The 16,964-nt window shown below is 71.7% G+C and carries 20 protein-coding genes and 2 tRNA genes; 6 read left to right on the plus strand and 16 right to left on the minus strand.

The window, feature by feature from the left end:
- Positions 1 to 85 precede the first annotated feature (85 nt).
- Both ACFQ3T_RS08865 and ACFQ3T_RS08870 read right to left on the minus strand, forming a co-directional pair.
- Positions 86 to 1,237: a nitric oxide synthase oxygenase gene (locus ACFQ3T_RS08865; protein ID WP_380722183.1), complete on the minus strand. Its 1,152-nt coding sequence runs from the start codon at positions 1,235 to 1,237 to the stop codon at positions 86 to 88.
- Positions 1,238 to 1,438: 201 nt separating this feature from the next.
- On the minus strand, positions 1,439 to 2,545 hold the full coding sequence (locus ACFQ3T_RS08870; RefSeq protein ID WP_380722185.1) for an FAD-dependent monooxygenase: 1,107 nt from the start codon (positions 2,543 to 2,545) through the stop codon (positions 1,439 to 1,441).
- 61 nt (positions 2,546 to 2,606) lie between these two features.
- On the opposite strand from ACFQ3T_RS08870, the gene ACFQ3T_RS08875 reads away from it, so the two are divergent.
- A complete protein-coding gene (locus ACFQ3T_RS08875; RefSeq protein WP_380722187.1) occupies positions 2,607 to 3,194 on the plus strand; it encodes a TetR/AcrR family transcriptional regulator in 588 nt (195 codons plus the stop codon).
- An 88-nt stretch (positions 3,195 to 3,282) separates the two neighbouring features.
- Entirely contained in the window at positions 3,283 to 4,473 is a 1,191-nt protein-coding gene (locus ACFQ3T_RS08880; protein ID WP_380722189.1) for a macrolide family glycosyltransferase, read from the plus strand.
- A 45-nt stretch (positions 4,474 to 4,518) separates the two neighbouring features.
- Here ACFQ3T_RS08880 and ACFQ3T_RS08885 read toward each other — a convergent pair whose 3' ends face one another.
- From ACFQ3T_RS08885 to ACFQ3T_RS08895, 3 genes are read right to left on the minus strand one after another with little or no spacing between them, the layout of a single operon-like run.
- Complete coding sequence (locus ACFQ3T_RS08885; protein ID WP_380722191.1) at positions 4,519 to 4,758, minus strand: helix-turn-helix transcriptional regulator; 240 nt, start codon at positions 4,756 to 4,758, stop codon at positions 4,519 to 4,521.
- Positions 4,755 to 5,606 carry an ABC transporter permease gene (locus ACFQ3T_RS08890; protein WP_380722193.1) on the minus strand — a complete coding sequence of 284 codons (852 nt, stop codon included), beginning with the start codon at positions 5,604 to 5,606 and terminating at the stop codon, positions 4,755 to 4,757. The genes ACFQ3T_RS08885 and ACFQ3T_RS08890 overlap by 4 nt, the downstream gene beginning before the upstream one ends.
- Positions 5,603 to 6,475, minus strand: a complete 873-nt coding sequence (locus ACFQ3T_RS08895) for an ABC transporter ATP-binding protein (protein ID WP_380722221.1) — start codon at positions 6,473 to 6,475, stop codon at positions 5,603 to 5,605. Before ACFQ3T_RS08895 ends, ACFQ3T_RS08890 begins: the two co-directional genes overlap by 4 nt.
- 187 nt (positions 6,476 to 6,662) lie before the next feature.
- On the opposite strand from ACFQ3T_RS08895, the gene ACFQ3T_RS08900 reads away from it, so the two are divergent.
- Both ACFQ3T_RS08900 and ACFQ3T_RS08905 read left to right on the plus strand, forming a co-directional pair.
- Complete coding sequence (locus tag ACFQ3T_RS08900; protein ID WP_380722195.1) at positions 6,663 to 7,862, plus strand: cytochrome P450; 1,200 nt, start codon at positions 6,663 to 6,665, stop codon at positions 7,860 to 7,862.
- Entirely contained in the window at positions 7,859 to 8,053 is a 195-nt protein-coding gene (locus ACFQ3T_RS08905; protein WP_380722197.1) for a ferredoxin, read from the plus strand. The genes ACFQ3T_RS08900 and ACFQ3T_RS08905 overlap by 4 nt, the downstream gene beginning before the upstream one ends.
- A 189-nt stretch (positions 8,054 to 8,242) precedes the next feature.
- Here ACFQ3T_RS08905 and ACFQ3T_RS08910 read toward each other — a convergent pair whose 3' ends face one another.
- The 6 genes from ACFQ3T_RS08910 to ACFQ3T_RS08935 form a co-directional block, all read right to left on the minus strand.
- Entirely contained in the window at positions 8,243 to 8,590 is a 348-nt protein-coding gene (locus ACFQ3T_RS08910; protein WP_380722199.1) for a type II toxin-antitoxin system PemK/MazF family toxin, read from the minus strand.
- Complete coding sequence (locus tag ACFQ3T_RS08915) at positions 8,577 to 8,807, minus strand: ribbon-helix-helix domain-containing protein (RefSeq protein ID WP_380722201.1); 231 nt, start codon at positions 8,805 to 8,807, stop codon at positions 8,577 to 8,579. The genes ACFQ3T_RS08910 and ACFQ3T_RS08915 overlap by 14 nt, the downstream gene beginning before the upstream one ends.
- A gap of 258 nt (positions 8,808 to 9,065) precedes the next feature.
- Positions 9,066 to 9,710 (minus strand): YdcF family protein, encoded by a 645-nt coding sequence (locus ACFQ3T_RS08920; RefSeq protein WP_380722223.1) that lies wholly within the window; start codon positions 9,708 to 9,710, stop codon positions 9,066 to 9,068.
- 166 nt (positions 9,711 to 9,876) lie between these two features.
- Positions 9,877 to 9,951, minus strand: a tRNA-Ile gene (locus ACFQ3T_RS08925).
- Between the two features lie 85 nt (positions 9,952 to 10,036).
- On the minus strand, positions 10,037 to 10,822 hold the full coding sequence (locus ACFQ3T_RS08930; RefSeq protein ID WP_380722203.1) for an oxygenase MpaB family protein: 786 nt from the start codon (positions 10,820 to 10,822) through the stop codon (positions 10,037 to 10,039).
- A gap of 271 nt (positions 10,823 to 11,093) precedes the next feature.
- Positions 11,094 to 11,165, minus strand: a tRNA-Asn gene (locus tag ACFQ3T_RS08935).
- A gap of 136 nt (positions 11,166 to 11,301) precedes the next feature.
- Here ACFQ3T_RS08935 and ACFQ3T_RS08940 point away from each other — a divergent pair.
- Positions 11,302 to 11,532, plus strand: coding sequence for a hypothetical protein (locus ACFQ3T_RS08940; RefSeq protein WP_380722205.1), 231 nt, complete (start codon positions 11,302 to 11,304; stop codon positions 11,530 to 11,532).
- 96 nt (positions 11,533 to 11,628) lie between these two features.
- Here the strand turns inward: ACFQ3T_RS08940 and ACFQ3T_RS08945 are convergent, their stop codons facing one another.
- The 3 genes from ACFQ3T_RS08945 to dnaG form a co-directional block, all read right to left on the minus strand.
- Positions 11,629 to 12,375: a trans-aconitate 2-methyltransferase gene (locus ACFQ3T_RS08945; protein ID WP_380722207.1), complete on the minus strand. Its 747-nt coding sequence runs from the start codon at positions 12,373 to 12,375 to the stop codon at positions 11,629 to 11,631.
- 95 nt (positions 12,376 to 12,470) lie between these two features.
- Positions 12,471 to 12,974, minus strand: a complete 504-nt coding sequence (locus tag ACFQ3T_RS08950; protein ID WP_380722209.1) for a hypothetical protein — start codon at positions 12,972 to 12,974, stop codon at positions 12,471 to 12,473.
- The gene (gene dnaG, locus ACFQ3T_RS08955) at positions 12,974 to 14,869 is read right to left on the minus strand and encodes a DNA primase (protein ID WP_380722211.1); all 1,896 of its coding nucleotides are present in this window, start codon (positions 14,867 to 14,869) and stop codon (positions 12,974 to 12,976) included. The genes ACFQ3T_RS08950 and dnaG overlap by 1 nt, the downstream gene beginning before the upstream one ends.
- 34 nt (positions 14,870 to 14,903) lie before the next feature.
- Here dnaG and ACFQ3T_RS08960 point away from each other — a divergent pair, with 34 nt between their 5' ends.
- Positions 14,904 to 15,824, plus strand: a complete 921-nt coding sequence (locus tag ACFQ3T_RS08960; RefSeq protein ID WP_380722213.1) for a sigma-70 family RNA polymerase sigma factor — start codon at positions 14,904 to 14,906, stop codon at positions 15,822 to 15,824.
- Positions 15,825 to 15,833: 9 nt separating this feature from the next.
- On the opposite strand, the gene ACFQ3T_RS08965 is transcribed toward ACFQ3T_RS08960, so the two are convergent.
- Together ACFQ3T_RS08965 and ACFQ3T_RS08970 are read right to left on the minus strand one after the other, a co-directional pair.
- Positions 15,834 to 16,400 (minus strand): carboxymuconolactone decarboxylase family protein, encoded by a 567-nt coding sequence (locus tag ACFQ3T_RS08965; RefSeq protein ID WP_380722215.1) that lies wholly within the window; start codon positions 16,398 to 16,400, stop codon positions 15,834 to 15,836.
- A gap of 90 nt (positions 16,401 to 16,490) precedes the next feature.
- Positions 16,491 to 16,964, minus strand: a 474-nt coding sequence (locus ACFQ3T_RS08970; protein ID WP_380722217.1) for a serpin family protein, incomplete at its 5' end; no start/stop codon positions are given.

Consider the following 16,964-nt stretch of genomic DNA (forward strand, 5'->3'; position numbering starts at 1 on the left):
CCAAGGTGATCTACGCCACACCGACACGTTAACGTTAACCGTACATACGTCTTGTTGGGCGTCACGACACGCGGCACCACGGCGATCAGTGGATGACGGGGCAGACGCCCTTGGTGTCGCCGGGGAAGAAGTTCGGCAGCAGCTCGTCCTTGTCGTAGTACCGGTGGAAGACGCTCGTGATGCCGCTCGACATCGGCGGCACGATCCACGTCCAGTCGGCCGGGCACTTGCGCCCCGCGGCCTCCTCCTTCCTGATGTGGGTCAGGAAGCGGTCGGACTCGGTGTGGTGGTCGGTGATCGTCACGCCCGCCTCGGCGAACGAGTGCAGCACCGCGCGGTTCAGCTCGACCAGCACGCGGTCCTTCCAGAGCGTCTGCACCGACGACGTGTCGAGCCCCATCCGCCGGCCCAGGTACGGCAGCAGGTCGTACCGGTCGACGTCGGCGAAGTTGCGGGCGCCGATCTCGGTGCCCATGTACCAGCCGTTGAACGGCGCGGCCGGGTAGTCGATCCCGCCGATCCGCAGCCGCATGTTGCTGATCGCCGGCACGGCGTGCCAGCGGAGGCCGAGGTCGGCGAGCCAGGGCAGCTCGGGGTGCCGGATCGGCACTTCGAGGACCGCGTCCGGCGGCAGCTCGACCAGGCTCGGCTCGGCGTCCTCGCGTTCCACGATCAGCGGCAGCACGTCGAACGGGCCTCTTCGGGCGGGCGGTCTCCAGCCCATCCCGATGGCCTTCGCGGTCAGCTCGACGTTGCGCCGGTCGCCCAGCACACCGCCGTCCGAGCCGGGGTAGCCCGCGTAGCGGACCAGCTGCTCGTTGACGATCCGCGGCGCGGGCCGGCCGGGCTCGTCGGGGGCGAACACGGTGATCACGGGGCGGACCTTGCCGCCGTTGCCGGCGAGCTTGAGGTGCTCGACGCACTCGTCCGCGATCTCCTTGGGATCGCGGAGGTCGCGCAGGTCTCGGACCTTCAGGCTGCGCCAGTAGAGGCGGCCGATGCACCGGGCGCTGTTGCGCCACGCGACCCGCGCGCCGAACGTCAGCTCGTCGGGGGTGTGGCGGTACGTCCCGGTGGCGGCCACCTCGGCGTGCACCTCGGCGAGGCGGTGGGCGACGGGACCGAGCTCGGGGTTCTCGGAGTGGTGCAGCCGGATGAAGTCCTCGGCCTCGGCGAGGTCGACGGTGGTCTCGTGCAGGGGGATGGCTTCAGCCGGACTCGGGGGGACGGGGGCCATGGCGGCACACCGTAGTTGCCCTTTCGGGGTTGTTGCACCGCCGTGCCGGGCACCCGAGGGGCGCAACGGCCCGGAGTTGACTTCGCACGGTGCGTGCTTAATCGCGCGAAAGGGTGACCCACCCTGCGGGAACGAGTGATATTCGATCGTTACCTGGTCGAATCGCGGCAGTGACATGTGATTTACGTCACAGGGCATATGTCACCTATCGGGTGATAGGTCAGGCGGCACCCAACCCAGGAACCGATCCATCGCCCGGAGGCCGACGCGCGACGGCACGGCGCGCATGGCCGCGTCCCGCAGCGCCACCGCGACGGGGTTGCGGAGCCGGTGCCCGACCCGACCCATCATCCGCGACGCCCTGGCGACCGACTGCGTGCGCGGGCGGCGTTGCCGGTCGTACTCGGCGAGCGCGCCGGGCACGTCCCGGCCCGCACGGGCGCACGCGGCGGCGAGCACCACGGCGTCCTCGAAGGCCATGCACGCGCCTTGTCCCAGGTACGGCGTCATGGCGTGCGCGGCGTCGCCCAGCAGCGCCACCCGTCCGCGGACGAACGTCGGCAGCGGCGCGGCCAGCTCGTGGACGTCGTGCCGGAGCACGGTCCCCGGCGGCGTCGCGTCCAGCACCTCCGCGATCGGGTGGTGCCAGCCGTCGACGAGCCGCCGCACCTCCCCCAGCTCGTCGTCCGAGCGGCCGCCCTCCGGCGCGACGGTGGCGGCGAACCAGCACACCCGGCCGTCGCCCAGCGGCAGCACGCCGAACTCCGAGCCCGGCCCGAGCGTCTGGCCGATCTCCAGGTCCGCCGGGAACCGGGCCTCCGTCACGCTCCGCCACGCCGTCGTGCCCACGTACACCGGCTGGGGCATCGTCGGGAACAACGCCTGCCTGATCCGGCTGCGGATGCCGTCCGCCGCCACCACGAGGTCCGCGTCCAGGTCGTCGACCGACCGCACGTCGGTGTCGGTGACCAGGCACGCCTCCGGCAGCGCCGACCGCAGCACGCGGTGCAGGTCGGCCCGGTGCACGGCCACCAGGTGGTCCAGCCGCGCGGCGTCGACGTACGTCAGCGGCCGCCCCTTCCGGTCGCGGACGCCGCCCGCGACGCGGGGCGTGCCGATCCGGCGCACCTCGCCCTCCAGCCCGAGCGCGGCCAGCGCGCGCATCGCGTTCGGCATCACGCCGACGCCCGCGCCGACCTCGCCGAACTCCGGGGCGCGTTCGAGCACCACGACGTCCCAGCCGACCAGCCGCAACGCGATCGCCGCCGTGAGGCCGCCGAGCCCGCCGCCCACCACCACCGCTTTCATCCCCAGCTCCTTCTACACCTGTAGAGAACGCTACTCTACAGGTGTAGAAGGAGGTGCCGGCGTGACTACCGGGCGCAGGGCCGCGCTGGCCGACGCGGCGATCCACATCGTGGCCACGCGGGGCATGCGCGGGCTGACCCACCGCGCGGTGGACGCCGAGGCGGGCGTGCCGGCCGGCTCGACGTCGGCGTACTTCCGCACCCGCAAGGCCCTGGTGGAGGGGGTCGTGCGGCGGCTCGCCGAGCTGGACGGCGCGGAGGTGGACGAGGCGGGCGTCGGCCTCCCGCTCGACCCGGACCAGCTCGCCGAGGCCATCGCCCACGTGCTGGACCGGTGGATGACCACCGCCCGGGAGCGCACCCTCGCCCGCTACGCGTGCCTGCTGGAGGCCACCCACCACCCCGAGCTGCGCGGCGTCCTGGCCCACGGCGCGCGCCCGCGGGCCCAGGCGACGGCGGTGCTGGCGGCGCTCGGCGCGGACGCCCCGGAGCGGCGCGGCCGGGAGCTGGTGGCGTTCGTGGACGGGCTGCTGTTCGACCGGCTCGTCCGCGCGGGAGCCCTGGGCGCGGCCACCCCCGGCACCCCGGAGAGCCGGGCCGAGCTGGCGGCGGCGGTGCGGGCGGCGCTGCGCGGCGTGCTCGGGACATGAGTGGCGGCCGGCGCTATCGTTGATCGCATGGTGGGTTTCCAGGTCCTCTACCTCTGAGTTCGGGCAGCCGTCCACCCCCACGCCACGCGTGACGGGGTCTTCGAGCCATCCCTTGAACCAGGCGGAGATCACCTTGTCCCACATCGCTTTCCTCAACATCCCCGGCCACGGCCACGTCAACCCGACGCTGCCCGTCGTCACCGAGCTGGTGGAGCGCGGCCACCGGGTCACCTACGCGGTCGACCCCGGTTTCGCGGACGTCGTGGAGCGGGTCGGCGCGACCGCGGTCGCCTACCCGACCACGCTGCCCACCGACGACCGCGAGTGGCCCACCGGCATGGCGGCGGCCATGCGCCTGTTCCTCGCCGAGGCCAAGTCGGTGCTGCCGGTGCTGGAGGCCGCGTACGCGGACGACCGGCCGGACGTCGTCGTGTACGACATCGGCGCGTGGACCGCGCGCCTGCTGGCCGGCCGCTGGGGCGTGCCCGCGATCCAGTTCTCCCCCACCTTCGTCGCGTACGAGGGCTGGGAGGAGGACATGGGCGACCTGATCGACGACGAGGTGCGGGCGTTCTACGCCGAGCTGGACGAGTGGCTGGCCGCCGAGGGCGTGACCATCCCGGCCCGGACCTACGTCGGCCACCCGGACCGCGCGGTGGTGAGCATCGCGCGGGCGTTCCAGCCGCACGCCGAGTCCGTGCACCCGAAGTACACGTTCGTGGGACCGTGCCTCGGCGACCGGTCGTTCCAGGGCTCCTGGGAGCCGGTGGACGACCGGCCGGTGCTGCTGATCTCGTTCGGCTCGGCCTACACGAACGAGCCGGGGATCTACCGCGCGTGCTTCGAGGCGTTCGGCGACCTCGACTGGCACGTGGTGATGAACATCGGCAAGGTCGTCGACCCGGCCGAGCTGGGCGAGCCGCCCGCGAACACCGAGCTGCACCGGTGGTTGCCGCAGCTGGAGATCCTGTCGCACGCCAAGGCGTTCATCACGCACTGCGGCATGGGCGGCACGATGGAGGGGCTGTACCACGGCGTGCCGATGATCGGCCTGCCCGTGATCGGCGAGCAGGTCATGAACGCCCTGCGCCTGGTGGAACTCGGCGTCGGCCGGCACGTCCCGCGCGACGAGGTCACCGCCGAGGGGCTGCGCGCCGCCGTGCTGGAACTGGCCGACGACCCGGACGTGGCCGAACGGCTCGCCGCGATCAAGGCCGAGATCCGGGCCGCGGGAGGCACGCCCGCCGCGGCCGACGTGATCGAGTCGATGCTCGCCTGACGGTGACCGGGGGCGGCGCCGTCACGGTGCCGCCCCCGCTCGCGCCTACGCGGATCGCTCCTCGCTGCCCAGGCGCGGGAACGGGTCGGTCGAGAACACGACCTCCACCGGCACCTCGAAGTACTGCGCGATGCGCAGCGCGAGGTAGAGGCTCGGGCTGTACTCGCCGCGCTCCAGGTAGCCCACGGTCTGGTAGTGGATGCCCAACGCCTCGGACAGCTGCCGGCGTGACACACCCCGTTCCGCGCGCAGCATCGCGATCCGGTTGTAGACGCTTTCGCTCATCTCACCCTCTGCAACGCCGCCTGTCGGCGTTGCTCCATCTCCGCTCCGGACTCCCGGCGAGCCATCCGCCGCAGGATCGTAGGCGCTACCAGGAACCCGACCACCGCCCACACCCCGAGCACGCCGACCATCTCCAGCACGCGCCACGACCCGCCCAGCTCGGCGACCGCCGCCGAGTCGGGCAGCAGCACCGCCCTGGCGCCGTGAGCCGTCCAGTACAGCGGGAACACCTGCGCCACGCCCTGGAGCCACCCCGGCAGCGCGGTGATCGGGTAGAAGACGCCCGAGATCGCCGCGAGGCCCATCATCGGCAGCATCGACAGGCCCATCGCGCCGGACGGGCTCTTGGTGACCGACCCGGCCACCGCGCCCCACGGCAGCATCGCCGCCATGCCCAGCGCCAGCACCGCGAGCAGGGCGAGGAGACCGGCCACGCCCGCGTGCGCCAGCACGTTCACCAGGAACAGGCCCGGCACCAGCACGATCAGCAGGCTCAGCAGGTTGCCCAGCGCGGTCTCCACGGTGCGGCCGACCAGGTAGCCGACCATGCCGTGGGGCACCGCCTTGGCGCGCAGCAGCGTGCCGTCCTCGCGGTTGATCGCGAGCTGGCCCGCCGGTCCGACCAGGCTGCCGAACACGACGCTCATGGCGACCATGCTCGGCAGGGTGAGCGCGGCGAGCGTGACGGTGGACCCGTCGACCGCCGCATCGCGCTGGAACCACAGCACGGTCAGGAAACCGACCGCGACGAACACGTTGTACCACTGGTCGGAGCTGCCCAAGGAGTGGCGGAACTCGCGCAGCCCGCGCTCCGCGCCCAGCCGGATGGCGTGCGTCGTGGCGTTCACAGCACCGCCACCTCCTCCTCGGTCGCCCGTCCGCTCTCGTGCCGGTGCACGAGGGCCATGTACGTGTCCTCCAACGTGCTGCGGCGCACCTCGAGCTCGGTGATGCCCGACGTGTGCTGGCGGAACAGGTCGCGCACGAACTCCGTCGCGTCCTCCGCCGTGTGCACGTGGCGCAGGCCGCCGTGCGTCCAGCGGACCTCGGACTTGCCGGCGACCTGGCGGCTGAGCTGGTCGGGGCTGCCGTCGGCGATGATCCGGCCGCCCGCGAGCACCAGGATGCGGTCGGCCAGCTTCTCCGCCTCGGCCAGGTCGTGCGTGGTGAGCAGGATCGTCATGCCCTCCAGGTCGGACAGCCGGTGCACCAGGTCGTGGAAGTCCCGGCGCGCGTGCGGGTCGAACCCGGCGGTCGGCTCGTCGAGGAACAGCAGGTCGGGCTTGCCGACGATGCCGATCGCCACGTCCAGCCGGCGCCGCTGGCCGCCCGACAGGCTGCTGATCTTCTTGGTCGCGTGCTCGGTCAGGCCGACGGTCTCGACCAGCTCGTCGGTGTCGAACGGGCGCGACTTGCCGGGCGTGCGGTACGGCGCGTAGTAGCGGCCGAGGTGGTGCAGCAGCTCGCGCACCTTCCAGCGGCCGTGGTCGCGCCACGACTGCAGCACCACGCCGAGCCTGGCGCGCCACGCCTCGTCACCACGCGCCGGGTCCTGCCCGAGCACGCGGACGTGGCCGTCGGAGGGCAGCCGGAAGCCCTCCAGGATCTCGATCGTGGTCGTCTTGCCCGCGCCGTTGGGCCCGAGCAGGGCCACCACCTCACCCGGGCCCGCGGTGAAGTCGACCCCGTGCAGCACGTCCGTCGTGCCGTAGCGCATCCGCAGATCGCGCACCTCGATGACCAAGGACCCTCACCTCCCCCTCGTCAAAGTTCTCAGGCAGTTTGTAGCACACCTGCTATGGGTCGTACTACTACCGCGCCCATACGGGATATTTACTTCACGGCTTCGTGAAACTTCTGTACGTTGCGAAGTAGGTCCCTTTACGCACTGGGAGGTGTGCGAGATGACCGAAACGCTGTACTCCGAGCTGCCGACGAAGCGCAGCACGGCGTTCGACCCGCCCGCGGAGTTGGGGTTGCTCCGCGAGACGGCGCCGATCAGCCGGATGAGGTTCCCCGACGGGCACCTGGGGTGGCTCGTGACCAGCTACGCGCTGGCTCGCGAGGTGCACGCGGACCGGCGCTTCAGCAGCCGGGCCGAGTTGCAGCACTCGCCGCGCCGGGTCGCCGGCGAGCCGGTGTCACGACGCCCGCCGGCCAAGCCGGGCATGTTCATCTCGATGGACGCGCCCGACCACACCCGGTACCGGAAGCTGCTCACCGGGCAGTTCACCGTCCGGCGGATGAACGAGCTGATGCCGAGGATCGAGCAGATCGTGGCCGACCACCTGGCCGCGATGCGGGCCGCCGGCTCGCCGGTGGACCTGGTGGCGAACTTCGCGCTGCCGGTGCCGTCGCTGGTGATCTGCGAGCTGCTGGGGGTGCCGTACGAGGAGCGTGAGACGTTCCAGCAGGACACCGCCAAGGTGTTGAGCCTGGACTCCACGTTCGACGAGATCATGGCGGCGTTCGAGCGGCTGGAGGAGTTCGTGCTCCGGCTCGCGCGGCAGAAGCACGTCACGCCCGGCGACGACATGCTGTCCGGGCTGATCGCCACCGGTGAGCTGACCGACGAGGAAGTCGCCAACATGGGGCTGCTCCTCCTCATCGCGGGCCACGAGACGACGGCGAACATGCTCGGCATCGGCACGTTGGTCCTGCTGCGGCACCCCGAGCAGCTGGCGGCGCTGCGGGCCGACCCGTCGTTGGCGGACAACGCCGTCGAGGAGCTGATGCGGTACCTGTCGATCGTCCAGTTCGGCACGATCCGCACGGCGCTGGAGGACGTCGAGGTCGGCGGCGAGCTGGTCCGGGCGGGCGAGTCGGTGTCGATCTCCGTCGCGGCCGCCAACCGCGACCCGGACCGGTTCGAGCGGCCGGACGAGTTCGACATCCGGCGGCCCGCGTCGGGGCACATCGCGTTCGGCCACGGCGTGCACCAGTGCCTCGGGCAGCAGTTGGCGAGGATCGAGATGAGGGTCGGGTTCACCGCGCTGTTCCGGGAGTTCCCGGACCTGCGGCTCGCCGTGCCCGTCGAGGAGGTGCGGCTGCGGGACGACATGGCGATCTACGGGGTCCACGAGCTGCCGGTGGAGTTCTCGTGAGGATCGAGGTCGACCCGGAGCGGTGCGCGGGGTCGGGGATGTGCGCGTTGACCGACCCGGCGGTGTTCGACCAGGACCAGGTGGACGGGACGGTCGTGCTGTTGCGGCCGTCGCCGCCGGCGGGGCACGAGGAGGCGGCGCGCGAAGCGGCGCACCTGTGCCCGGCCGGCGCCATCCGCGTGCTGGAGTGACCCGGGCTGCCGGGACCGTCCGTCCGCGGGCGGTCCCGGCGGCGTTCGGTCTCAGCGGTGTTCGGTCCCGGCGTTCGGTCCCGGCTGCGTCTGGAAGTTCGCCGCGCGGCCCGGCCGGTCAGGCTGCCCCAGCAGGTCCGCGGAGTCCTAGCGAACCGCGCCGTCGAACCTGCGCGAACGCCGAACGGCTCAGAGCGAGAGGTGCACGCGCAGTGCCTCGTCCAGCTGCTTCAGCACGGCGGGCGGGAGGCCGCCGATCCGGGCGCGGAGCCTGGCCGCGGCGACCGTGCGCACCTGCTCGGCCTGCGCCTTCGAGTCCGCGCCGAGCCCGCAGTCCTTGGCGGGCAGGAGCACTTGGAACGGGTACACCCTCGCGGTGTTCGAGGTGATGGGCACGATCGTCACCACACCCCGGCCGCCCCGTCCGGCGGCCCGGTTCGCCGCGTCGTTGCTCACGACCACGGCCGGGCGGATCTTGTTGGCCTCGGCGCCCTGCGCCGGCTCCAGGTCCACCCAGTAGATGTCACCTCGCCGCATCGAGGACACCGTCAGGCGCGGTCACGTCCCACATGTCGGCTTCTCCCTCGGCTTCCCACTCTTCCCACGCGCTCGCGTAGGCGCTCTCCAGACCCGCCTCGCGCAACAGCGTGATCGCCTGGTGGATGACCGACGACCGCGAGGCGCTGCGATGTTGCCTCAGGTAGCGATCAACGAACTCTACGTCCTCCTCGGGGAGGCTCACACTGATTTTCATACCGTCGATGCTACCTCCGGTATTACCCGGTAGCCACCTCCGCCAGCCCGCTCCGCCGAGCCGCAGGACGCCAACCGCCGCCGGCCGTCCGCACCACCGGGACACACCCCACATCACCAGCGCCGGCGGCGCGTCCGCCACGAACGCCCGTACAGCACGTACGGCTCCAGCGCGGGTGCCGGGCACGGGCAGCACGACGTGGAAGACCAGCCGGTGAAGCAAAACCGAAAGCACATTTCAGGATCAATAAAATAGGAGTCAGCGAATGAGTCGGCTGGTGTAGCCCGCTGCGACGAGGCGCTCATAGGCGGCGTGAACCTTGGTGGGCACTTCTTGGGGGATGGCGTAGCCGGCCTCGGCGAACGCGCTGATCCGTTGGGTGTCGCCGACCAGCATGCTGATGACGAACTCGGCATCGCCGATCTCGGTCACGTAGTCGTCGATCGGTGGCCGGTGGGACGTGCAGACGACGTCCAGCTCGGGCCAAAGCTTCCTGCACGTGGCGTAGGCGCGGCGCTGCTGGTACGGCCGGGAAATCAGCACTGCCGAGAACACCTGGATGCCGTTGTTCTGCAACACCTTGCGACTGAGGGTGAAGTTCTCCGCCGTGTTCGCCGCCTCGGTCTCGATCAGGATCGCGTCGTCCGGCACGCCGTGCTCCAGGGCGTGTTCGCGGTAGTGGACGGCTTCTCCGCGCGGGAATCGCTTGACGGTCGTGGGGGCGTTCGCGCCGGTGAAGAGGAGCCGCGGAACGACGCCTGCCTTGTACAGCTCCACGGCTCGGACGGCTACGCCGATGTCGTGGCTGCCGAGACCGATCGCGATGTCGGCGGGCCGCACCTGGTGCCTCATGTCGTGGTACTCCCACAACGTCACGACGTCGGCGCGGTGCTCGTCCGGGATCACGGTGAAAGGCGGTAGGCCCACTTGAACCTGGCTCTTCGTGCTTTCAGCCGGTCGGCCTGTTCGTGAGCGGCCATGTCCCCACGATCACCCACGGTTCGTGGACAACAGCATGGACAATGATCTCCACCCGATCTCGTATGCAACGTTTCCGCAGGTGAAGCGGTGGGGCGGGTGGGGTTCGAACCCACGACCTGACGGATTATGAGTCCGCTGCTCTGACCGGCTGAGCTACCGCCCCCTGACGTGCGGTTCTGGAGGGTACAGATCTGGCTCCGCCGCGTCTCCACAACCCGGTACGGCGTGACCAAGCTGTGCACTGGCGGCTACGGGGCTCCGAGGTCGGCTGGCCGGTAGCCGGACGGGTAGCCGGGGTACGTGCGGTTCTTCGGGTCGTTCGTCAGGCGTGGTTCGCGGCGGGGTGGGAGGAGGCGGACGACGTTGGCCCTGAGGCGGAGGGCGGTGTGGGCCGTGCGGGTGAGCCAGAGCGGTTGGGGTGGGAAGCCGAACGCGGCGAGCATGGGGGCGTCGAGCATCGACAGGACGGCACGGGCGGTGAGGGCGCGGGGCGCCGGGTACCAGGAGCAGAACAGGTCGAGGGTGTACGTGCCGATCGCCCGGTTCGTGTCGCTGTACGTGAAGTGCTCGGCCTCGTACTGCCGCTTGAACGCCCGGTAGCCGCTGTAGGTGGCCGGGATGTCCTTGATCCCCATGCGCGCACCCACGGCCGAGTAGAAGTGGAACGCCGCCAGGCGCTCGTGGTCCGTCAACGGCCGCCAGCCGTACCGGGAGATCCACTCGATCGGGTCGAAGATGAACGTCGACAGCACGTACCGCATGTCGTCGTTCGAGATGTCGTACCGCCCGTGCAGCCGGTTCACCACGCGCAGCGCCTCCCGGCCCCGCGGCGAGTCGTAGCCGTGCTCGACCAGCTCGGCCATCAGCAACGCGGTGTCGTCGTACCGCTTCTGCGGCCTGCGCTCGAACTCGCCCGTCTTCGCCAGCAACGCCGAGATCGACGGCACGCAGTACGTCCGGAACAGCGCGAACTCCAGCGCCCGCACGTAGTCCCACGGGAACTCGTACCCGGACGAGATGCGCAGGATCTCCACGTGGTCGCGTTCCGGGTCCAGGGACGTGATGCGGCGCCGGTTCGCGAAGCGGTCACCCCGGCGTGAACCCCGAACGGAACCCGAAACGGCGTCCGGCGGTGGACCCGGGCGGGCGGCGGGGAGGTCGCGCGAGCGGTCGGCCATGTGCCCAGCCTGCCCGAGCGCGGCCGAAGAAAGTGCCCTCTGCCGGGTGACAATCGGCCACTCGTGGGTACCCCCGCCCCATGAGACGACGAAACCCCAGGTCGAGTGACCTGGGGCTGCCATCGCGCTCCCCCTACTGGATTCGAACCAGTAACCCTTCGATTAACAGTCGAATGCTCTGCCATTGAGCTAAGGGGGAATGTTCTGTTGTAGGCCGGGCCTCGCGGCCCGACAGGACGTAACTCTAGCGCATCCGCAACAGTGCTCGCGCACACCCCCCTGCCCATGCGGTAGGAAGGGTCGTGACCAGGCACGATCGGAGGAGAGGACACCTCATGAAGGGCATCCTGCTCGGCGCCGCCGTCGGCTACGTCCTAGGGGCGCGCGCCGGACGCCAGCGCTATGACCAGATCGTGCGCGCCTACCGCTCCCTGGCCGACCACCCGGCGGTCCAGGGCACGGCGGGCATCGTCCGCGCCAAGGTCGGCGAGAAGACCGGGTTCGGGCGGCACCAGCCGAACGCCAACGGCCACCGGCGCGAGACGGTCATCCCGCGCGCGAACTAGCGCGGGACGGAGCGGACGTAGCGGACGAAGCGGTGAAGTGCCGTGACCGACCCGGAACCCACCGGGGAGGTCCCCCCACTTCGCGCCGCGGCCACCTCACGGCACCCGCGCCACGGCGAAGACGCGCCGGAACGGGAACCACGTCGTGCCGTCCGACCGCCGCGGGTACGCCTCGCGCAGCAGCGGCGCCAGCCGGGCCCGGAACTCGGCCCACCCCGCGTCGTCCAGCGCCGCCCGGACGGGCCGCAGCGCCGTCCCGCTGATCCACTCCAGCACGGCGTCCTCCCCCTCCAGCCGCTGGAGGTAGGTGGTCTCCCACGCGTCCACCGCGCAGCCGTCGAGCACGGCGGCGTAGCCCTCCGGTTCCAGCACCGGCGATGAGCGCAGCAACCCGCGCAGGGCGGGCCACGACGTGTCCACCAGGGACCGCACCAGCGAGTGCGACGGCCCGGCGAAGTTCCCCGGCACCTGCACCGCCAGCCACGCGCCGGACGGCAGGGACCGCACCCACTTCCGGAGCAGGTCGTCGTGCCCCGGCACCCACTGCAGCACCGCGTTGGTGACGACGACGTCGGTGTCCGGCGCGGGCTCCCACGACGTCACGTCGCCGACCCGCGCGTCGAGCCCGCGCGCCCGCGCCGCCGCCACCATCTCCGGGGACGAGTCCAGCGCCTCCACCTCGGCCGACGGCCACCGCTCGGCCAACGTCGAGGTCAGGTTCCCCGGCCCGCAGCCGAGGTCGACCACGCGGCGCGGCGCGGTGGCGCCCACGCGGGCGACCAGCTCGTGGAACGGCCGCGACCGGTGGTCGGCGAACGCCAGGTACTCGCCCGGATCCCACATGCGCACCCCCGGTTAACCAGTACGGACGTACTGCTTACCGTACGCGCACGACGCCGCGCCGGCCGCGCCAGGCGTCCCAGCCGACGCCACGCGTCCTAGCCGCGCAGCTGAGCGATCTTGTCCGCCACCGAGGCCGCGATCTCGCGCACGCTCTCGACGTCGCTGCCCGGGTCCGGCCGCACCTGCAGCACGACCCCGTCCTGACCGGCCACCTTGCGCTGGATGAACCACGCCGAGGCCGTCTCGCTGCGGTGCCGCGACTTGATGGACCCGGTCACGCGCTCGTGCACGACCTCGGGCACCTTGCCGGGCGCGGCGAGCGGGAACCGCTGCGGCGGCAGGTCGCGCAGCACCACGGCCTGACCGGCCGTGCCGTCCTCGACCGCCTCGATCACCGCCAGGGCGTTCCCGCTCCACGTCGCCTTGCTGATCAGGTGCCAGCCGACGCGCCGAGGACCGGGCAGCCACAGCCCGAACGTCGTCGCGACCAGCCACTCCGACCCCACCGCGGCCGACGCCAGCACGTGCTCGTCGGCGTCCAGCGTCCCGGTGAAGCCCTCCGGCGCACCCGACCCGAACACCCTCCGGAACAGCCTCATCACAGCCCGCCCGCCGCTTGTTGGCCCAACGCCTTGTGGTAGTCCTCCAGCGCGATCAGGTCGCCGAACAGGGCCCGGTACTCGTCGGGCTCCTCCACCGGCGACACCCGCCGCAACCGCGACTTGATCTCCGTGATCTGACCGGACACCAGGATCTGCTGCAACCGCGCCAGCACGCTCTGCACGTACCGGTACTCGTCGTCCGCCTTGACCCGCAGGGCCTCCACGGACAGCTCGGTCAGCACCGACCGCACGGCCTGCTGCCGGCACGCCTGCGACACGGCGTCCAGGAACGCGGGACCGGACAGCCCCGAGGACGCGCCGCCCGCCTCCCGGATCGCCTGGTGCAACGCCAGGTACGCGGGGTGCGTGAACGCCTCGTCGGGCAGCGAGTCGTAGTACGGGCCGGCCATCTCCGGCAGCTGCAGTGCGGCCTTCAACGCCTCCCGCTGCGCCCACAGCGCCGGGTCGCGCGGGTCGGGGCGCGGCGGGCCGGCGACGTCCACGGTCAGCGCGCCCTGGTTCGGGTCGACGGGGGCCGCGCGGCGCGCGGGAGCCGGGCCGCGGCCGTTGGCCGTCTCCCGCACCCGCCGCACGACGGCCGACTCGTCCTCCCAGCCGACCCACCACGCGAGCCGGGTCGCGTAGCCGTCGCGCTTGGCCCGGTCCTTGATCTGCGCCACGAACGGCACCATCGTCTTCAGCGCCTCGACCCGGCCGTCCACCGAGTCCAGGTCGTAGTCCTTCAACCGGGTCTTGATGGCGAACTCGAACAGCGGCGTGCGGCGGGCCACCAGGTCGCGCACCGCCACGTCCCCCTTGGCCTGGCGCAGCTCGCACGGGTCCATGCCGTCCGGCGCGATCGCGATGTACGTCTGCGCGGAGAACTGCTGCTCGCCCTCGAACGCCTTCAGCGCCGCCTTCTGCCCGGCCGCGTCGCCGTCGAACGTGAAGATCACCTCGCCGCTGACCGAGTCGTCGATCAGCAGGCGGCGCAGCACGTTCATGTGGTCGGCGCCGAACGCCGTGCCGCAGGACGCGACCGCCGTGGGCACGCCGGCGAGGTGCATCGCCATCACGTCGGTGTAGCCCTCGACCACGACGGCCTGCCGGCGCTTGGCGATCTCCCGCTTGGCCAGGTCCAGCCCGAACAGCACCTGGGACTTCTTGTAGATCGGACTCTCGCTGGTGTTGAGGTACTTGGCCTGGATCTGGTCGTCGTCGAAGATCCGGCGCGCGCCGAAGCCGACGACCTCGCCGCCCATGTCGCGGATCGGCCAGAGCAGGCGGCGGTGGAACCGGTCGATCGGCCCCTGCCTGCCCTCCTTGGTCAGCTGGGCCTTGATCAGCTCGGTCAGCTCGAACCCCCGCCCCAGGAGGTGCTTGGTGAGCTTGTCCCAGCCGGCGGGGGCGAACCCGCAGCCGAACTGGCGGGCCGCGGCCTCGTCGAACCCGCGTTGCGCCAGGAACTCGCGCGCGGCCAGCGCCTCGGGCGTCGCGAGCTGCTCGGCGTAGAACTCGGCGGCGACGCGGTGCGCCTCGATGAGCCGGCTGCGGGTGCCCCGGTCGCGCTGGACGGTCGCGCCGCCGCCCTCGTAGGTCAGCTGGATGCCGGCCCGGTCGGCGAGCCGCTCGACGGCCTCCACGAACCCGAGGTGCTCGATCTTCATCACGAACGCGATGACGTCGCCGCCCTCGCCGCAGCCGAAGCAGTGGAACGTGCCGTGCGAGGGGCGGACGTTGAACGACGGCGACTTCTCGTCGTGGAACGGGCACAGGCCCTTCAGCGCGCCGGAACCGGCTCCCCGCAGGGAGACGTGGTCGCCCACGACTTCGTCGATCCGGCTCCGGTCACGCACCAGTGCGACGTCGCTCTCCCTGATGCGTCCTGCCACAGCGACCGAGTCTAGTGCTGGCAGACTGGTGCTCGTGACCGCAGGCGAGGAGACCCTGGCAGCCGGGCCGACGTTGGTCTCGGCCTTCACCGGCCACCGCTCGCACCTGATCGGCGTCGCCTACCGGCTTACCGGCAGCGTCGCGGACGCCGAGGACGCGGTGCAGGAGGCGTGGCTGCGGCTCGCCGGGCTGACCGACGAGGCGCGCGCGGGCATCCGCGACCTGCGCGGCTGGCTGACCACGGTGGTGGGGCGGATCTGCCTGGACCGGCTGCGGTCGGCGGCGGTGCGGCGGGAGCGGTACGTCGGGCAGTGGCTGCCCGAGCCGCTGGTCACGTCCGACGAGGACGACCCGTTGCACGCCGTGGTGCGCGACGACGGCGTGCGGATGGCGGCACTGGTCGTGCTGGACCGGCTCACGCCCGAGCAGCGGGTGGCGTTCGTGCTGCACGACGCGTTCGACCTGCCGTTCGCGGAGATCGCCGAGGCGTTGGGCTGCACGGTCGCCACGGCGCGCCAGCACGCGTCACGGGGCCGTCGCGCGGCGGCCGTCGCCGAGCCGCCGCCGCGGGTGGCGCTGGAGGAGCAGCGCGAGGTGCTGGAGCGGTTCGTGCGGGCGCTGGCCTCCGGTGACGTGGACGCGGTGATCGGCGTGCTGCACCCGGACGTGGTGCTGGTCGGCGACGCCGGCGGCAAGGCGCGGACGGCGATCAACGTGGTCAGCGGCCGGGAGAAGGTGGCCCGGTTCGCGCTCGGCCTGCTGCGCAAGTACGGGGGCATGCCGTCGGGCGCCATCACGCTGGTCAACGGCGACCTGGGCCTGGTGCTGCCGGACCAGGGCGACCTGACCCGGCGGGTGTCCACGTTCGTGGTCCGGGACGGCGCGGTCGCGGCCATGTACGACTTCGCCAACCCCGACAAGCTCGGCCACGTGCCGTTCCCGGACCACGGGTGACACCGGTGTTCAGGGCATCGGCAGGCGGCACGCGTCGCCCGACGTGAACCCCTGGTCGGTGATCCCGAACGCCGAGTTGAACCGGCCGCGCTGGTTCTCCAGCGCGATCAGGTAGGTCAGCTCGACCAGCCCCTGGTGCCCGAGCCTCCGGTCCAGCTCGGCGACCTGCTCGTCGGTGACCGCGGTGGGCGTCTCGGTCATCGCGTCGGCGTAGGCGAGGGCCAGCTTCTCCAGCTCGGTGTACTTGTCGGAGGTCCGGTAGTCGTGGATCTCCTTGAGCCGGTCGACGTCGAGCCCCTCGTGCTTGATGAGCATGGTGCCGAAGTCCACGCACCACGAGCAGCCCAGCTTCACCGCGGTGAGGTAGACCACCAGCTCCCGCAACGACACGGGCAGCGTCTTCGCCGCCTTCTCCACGGCCAGCTCGTGCCGGGCGCCGGCGACGAACAGCTTCGTGTGGTGGGCGGACACGGTGAACGGCTCGGGCACCGCGCCGAACCGCCGCTTGGCGAACCGGTAGGCGAGCCGCACCAGCGGGTTGGCCTGCTTGGTCGTGACGACCGGGATCCTCGGCATGTCCCCTCCTCGTTTCGGGTCTTCACCCGGTGGACGAGGAGGGGGCCGGGAACGTGACGGCCTCAGCCGCGGTTGCGGTCGCGGTCGCGGCTACGGCTTCGCGACCTGGGCCAGGAAGAAGATCGCGCCGGTGTCGACGTGCCGCACGAGCAGCAGGTAGGGCCGGTCGACGCGGACCGTGCGGGCGGGCTCGTCCGGGACGAACGACGTCATGCGCATCACCACGGCGGTCGCCGCCGCGCCCTCGAAGCCCTGCTCGTCCAGCCGCAGCACGGCCTCGTGCACCACCTCGTCCACGTACAGCCGCGGGTCGGGGCTCAGGCCGGTGAGGTCGGCCGCGTCGGTGAAGATCGCGCGCACGCCCACCTGCCGCAGCGCCGAGCCGAGCGTCACGTTCACGGACAGGTCCAGCTTCGGCAGGAACAGCTCGACCCGCTCCCGGTCCAGCGCGCCCAGCGCCTCGGGGACGCCTTCCGTGCCGCCCAGCTCGTCGTCGGGCAGCAGCACGACCGCCTCGACGCCGCCGCGCGCGGGCACCGCCACGGCCTGCCAGCCGGCGGCCCG

This window comes from Saccharothrix hoggarensis (genome assembly GCF_042678885.1).
In the GTDB taxonomy this organism is placed as follows: Bacteria; Actinomycetota; Actinomycetes; order Mycobacteriales; family Pseudonocardiaceae; genus Actinosynnema; species Actinosynnema hoggarensis.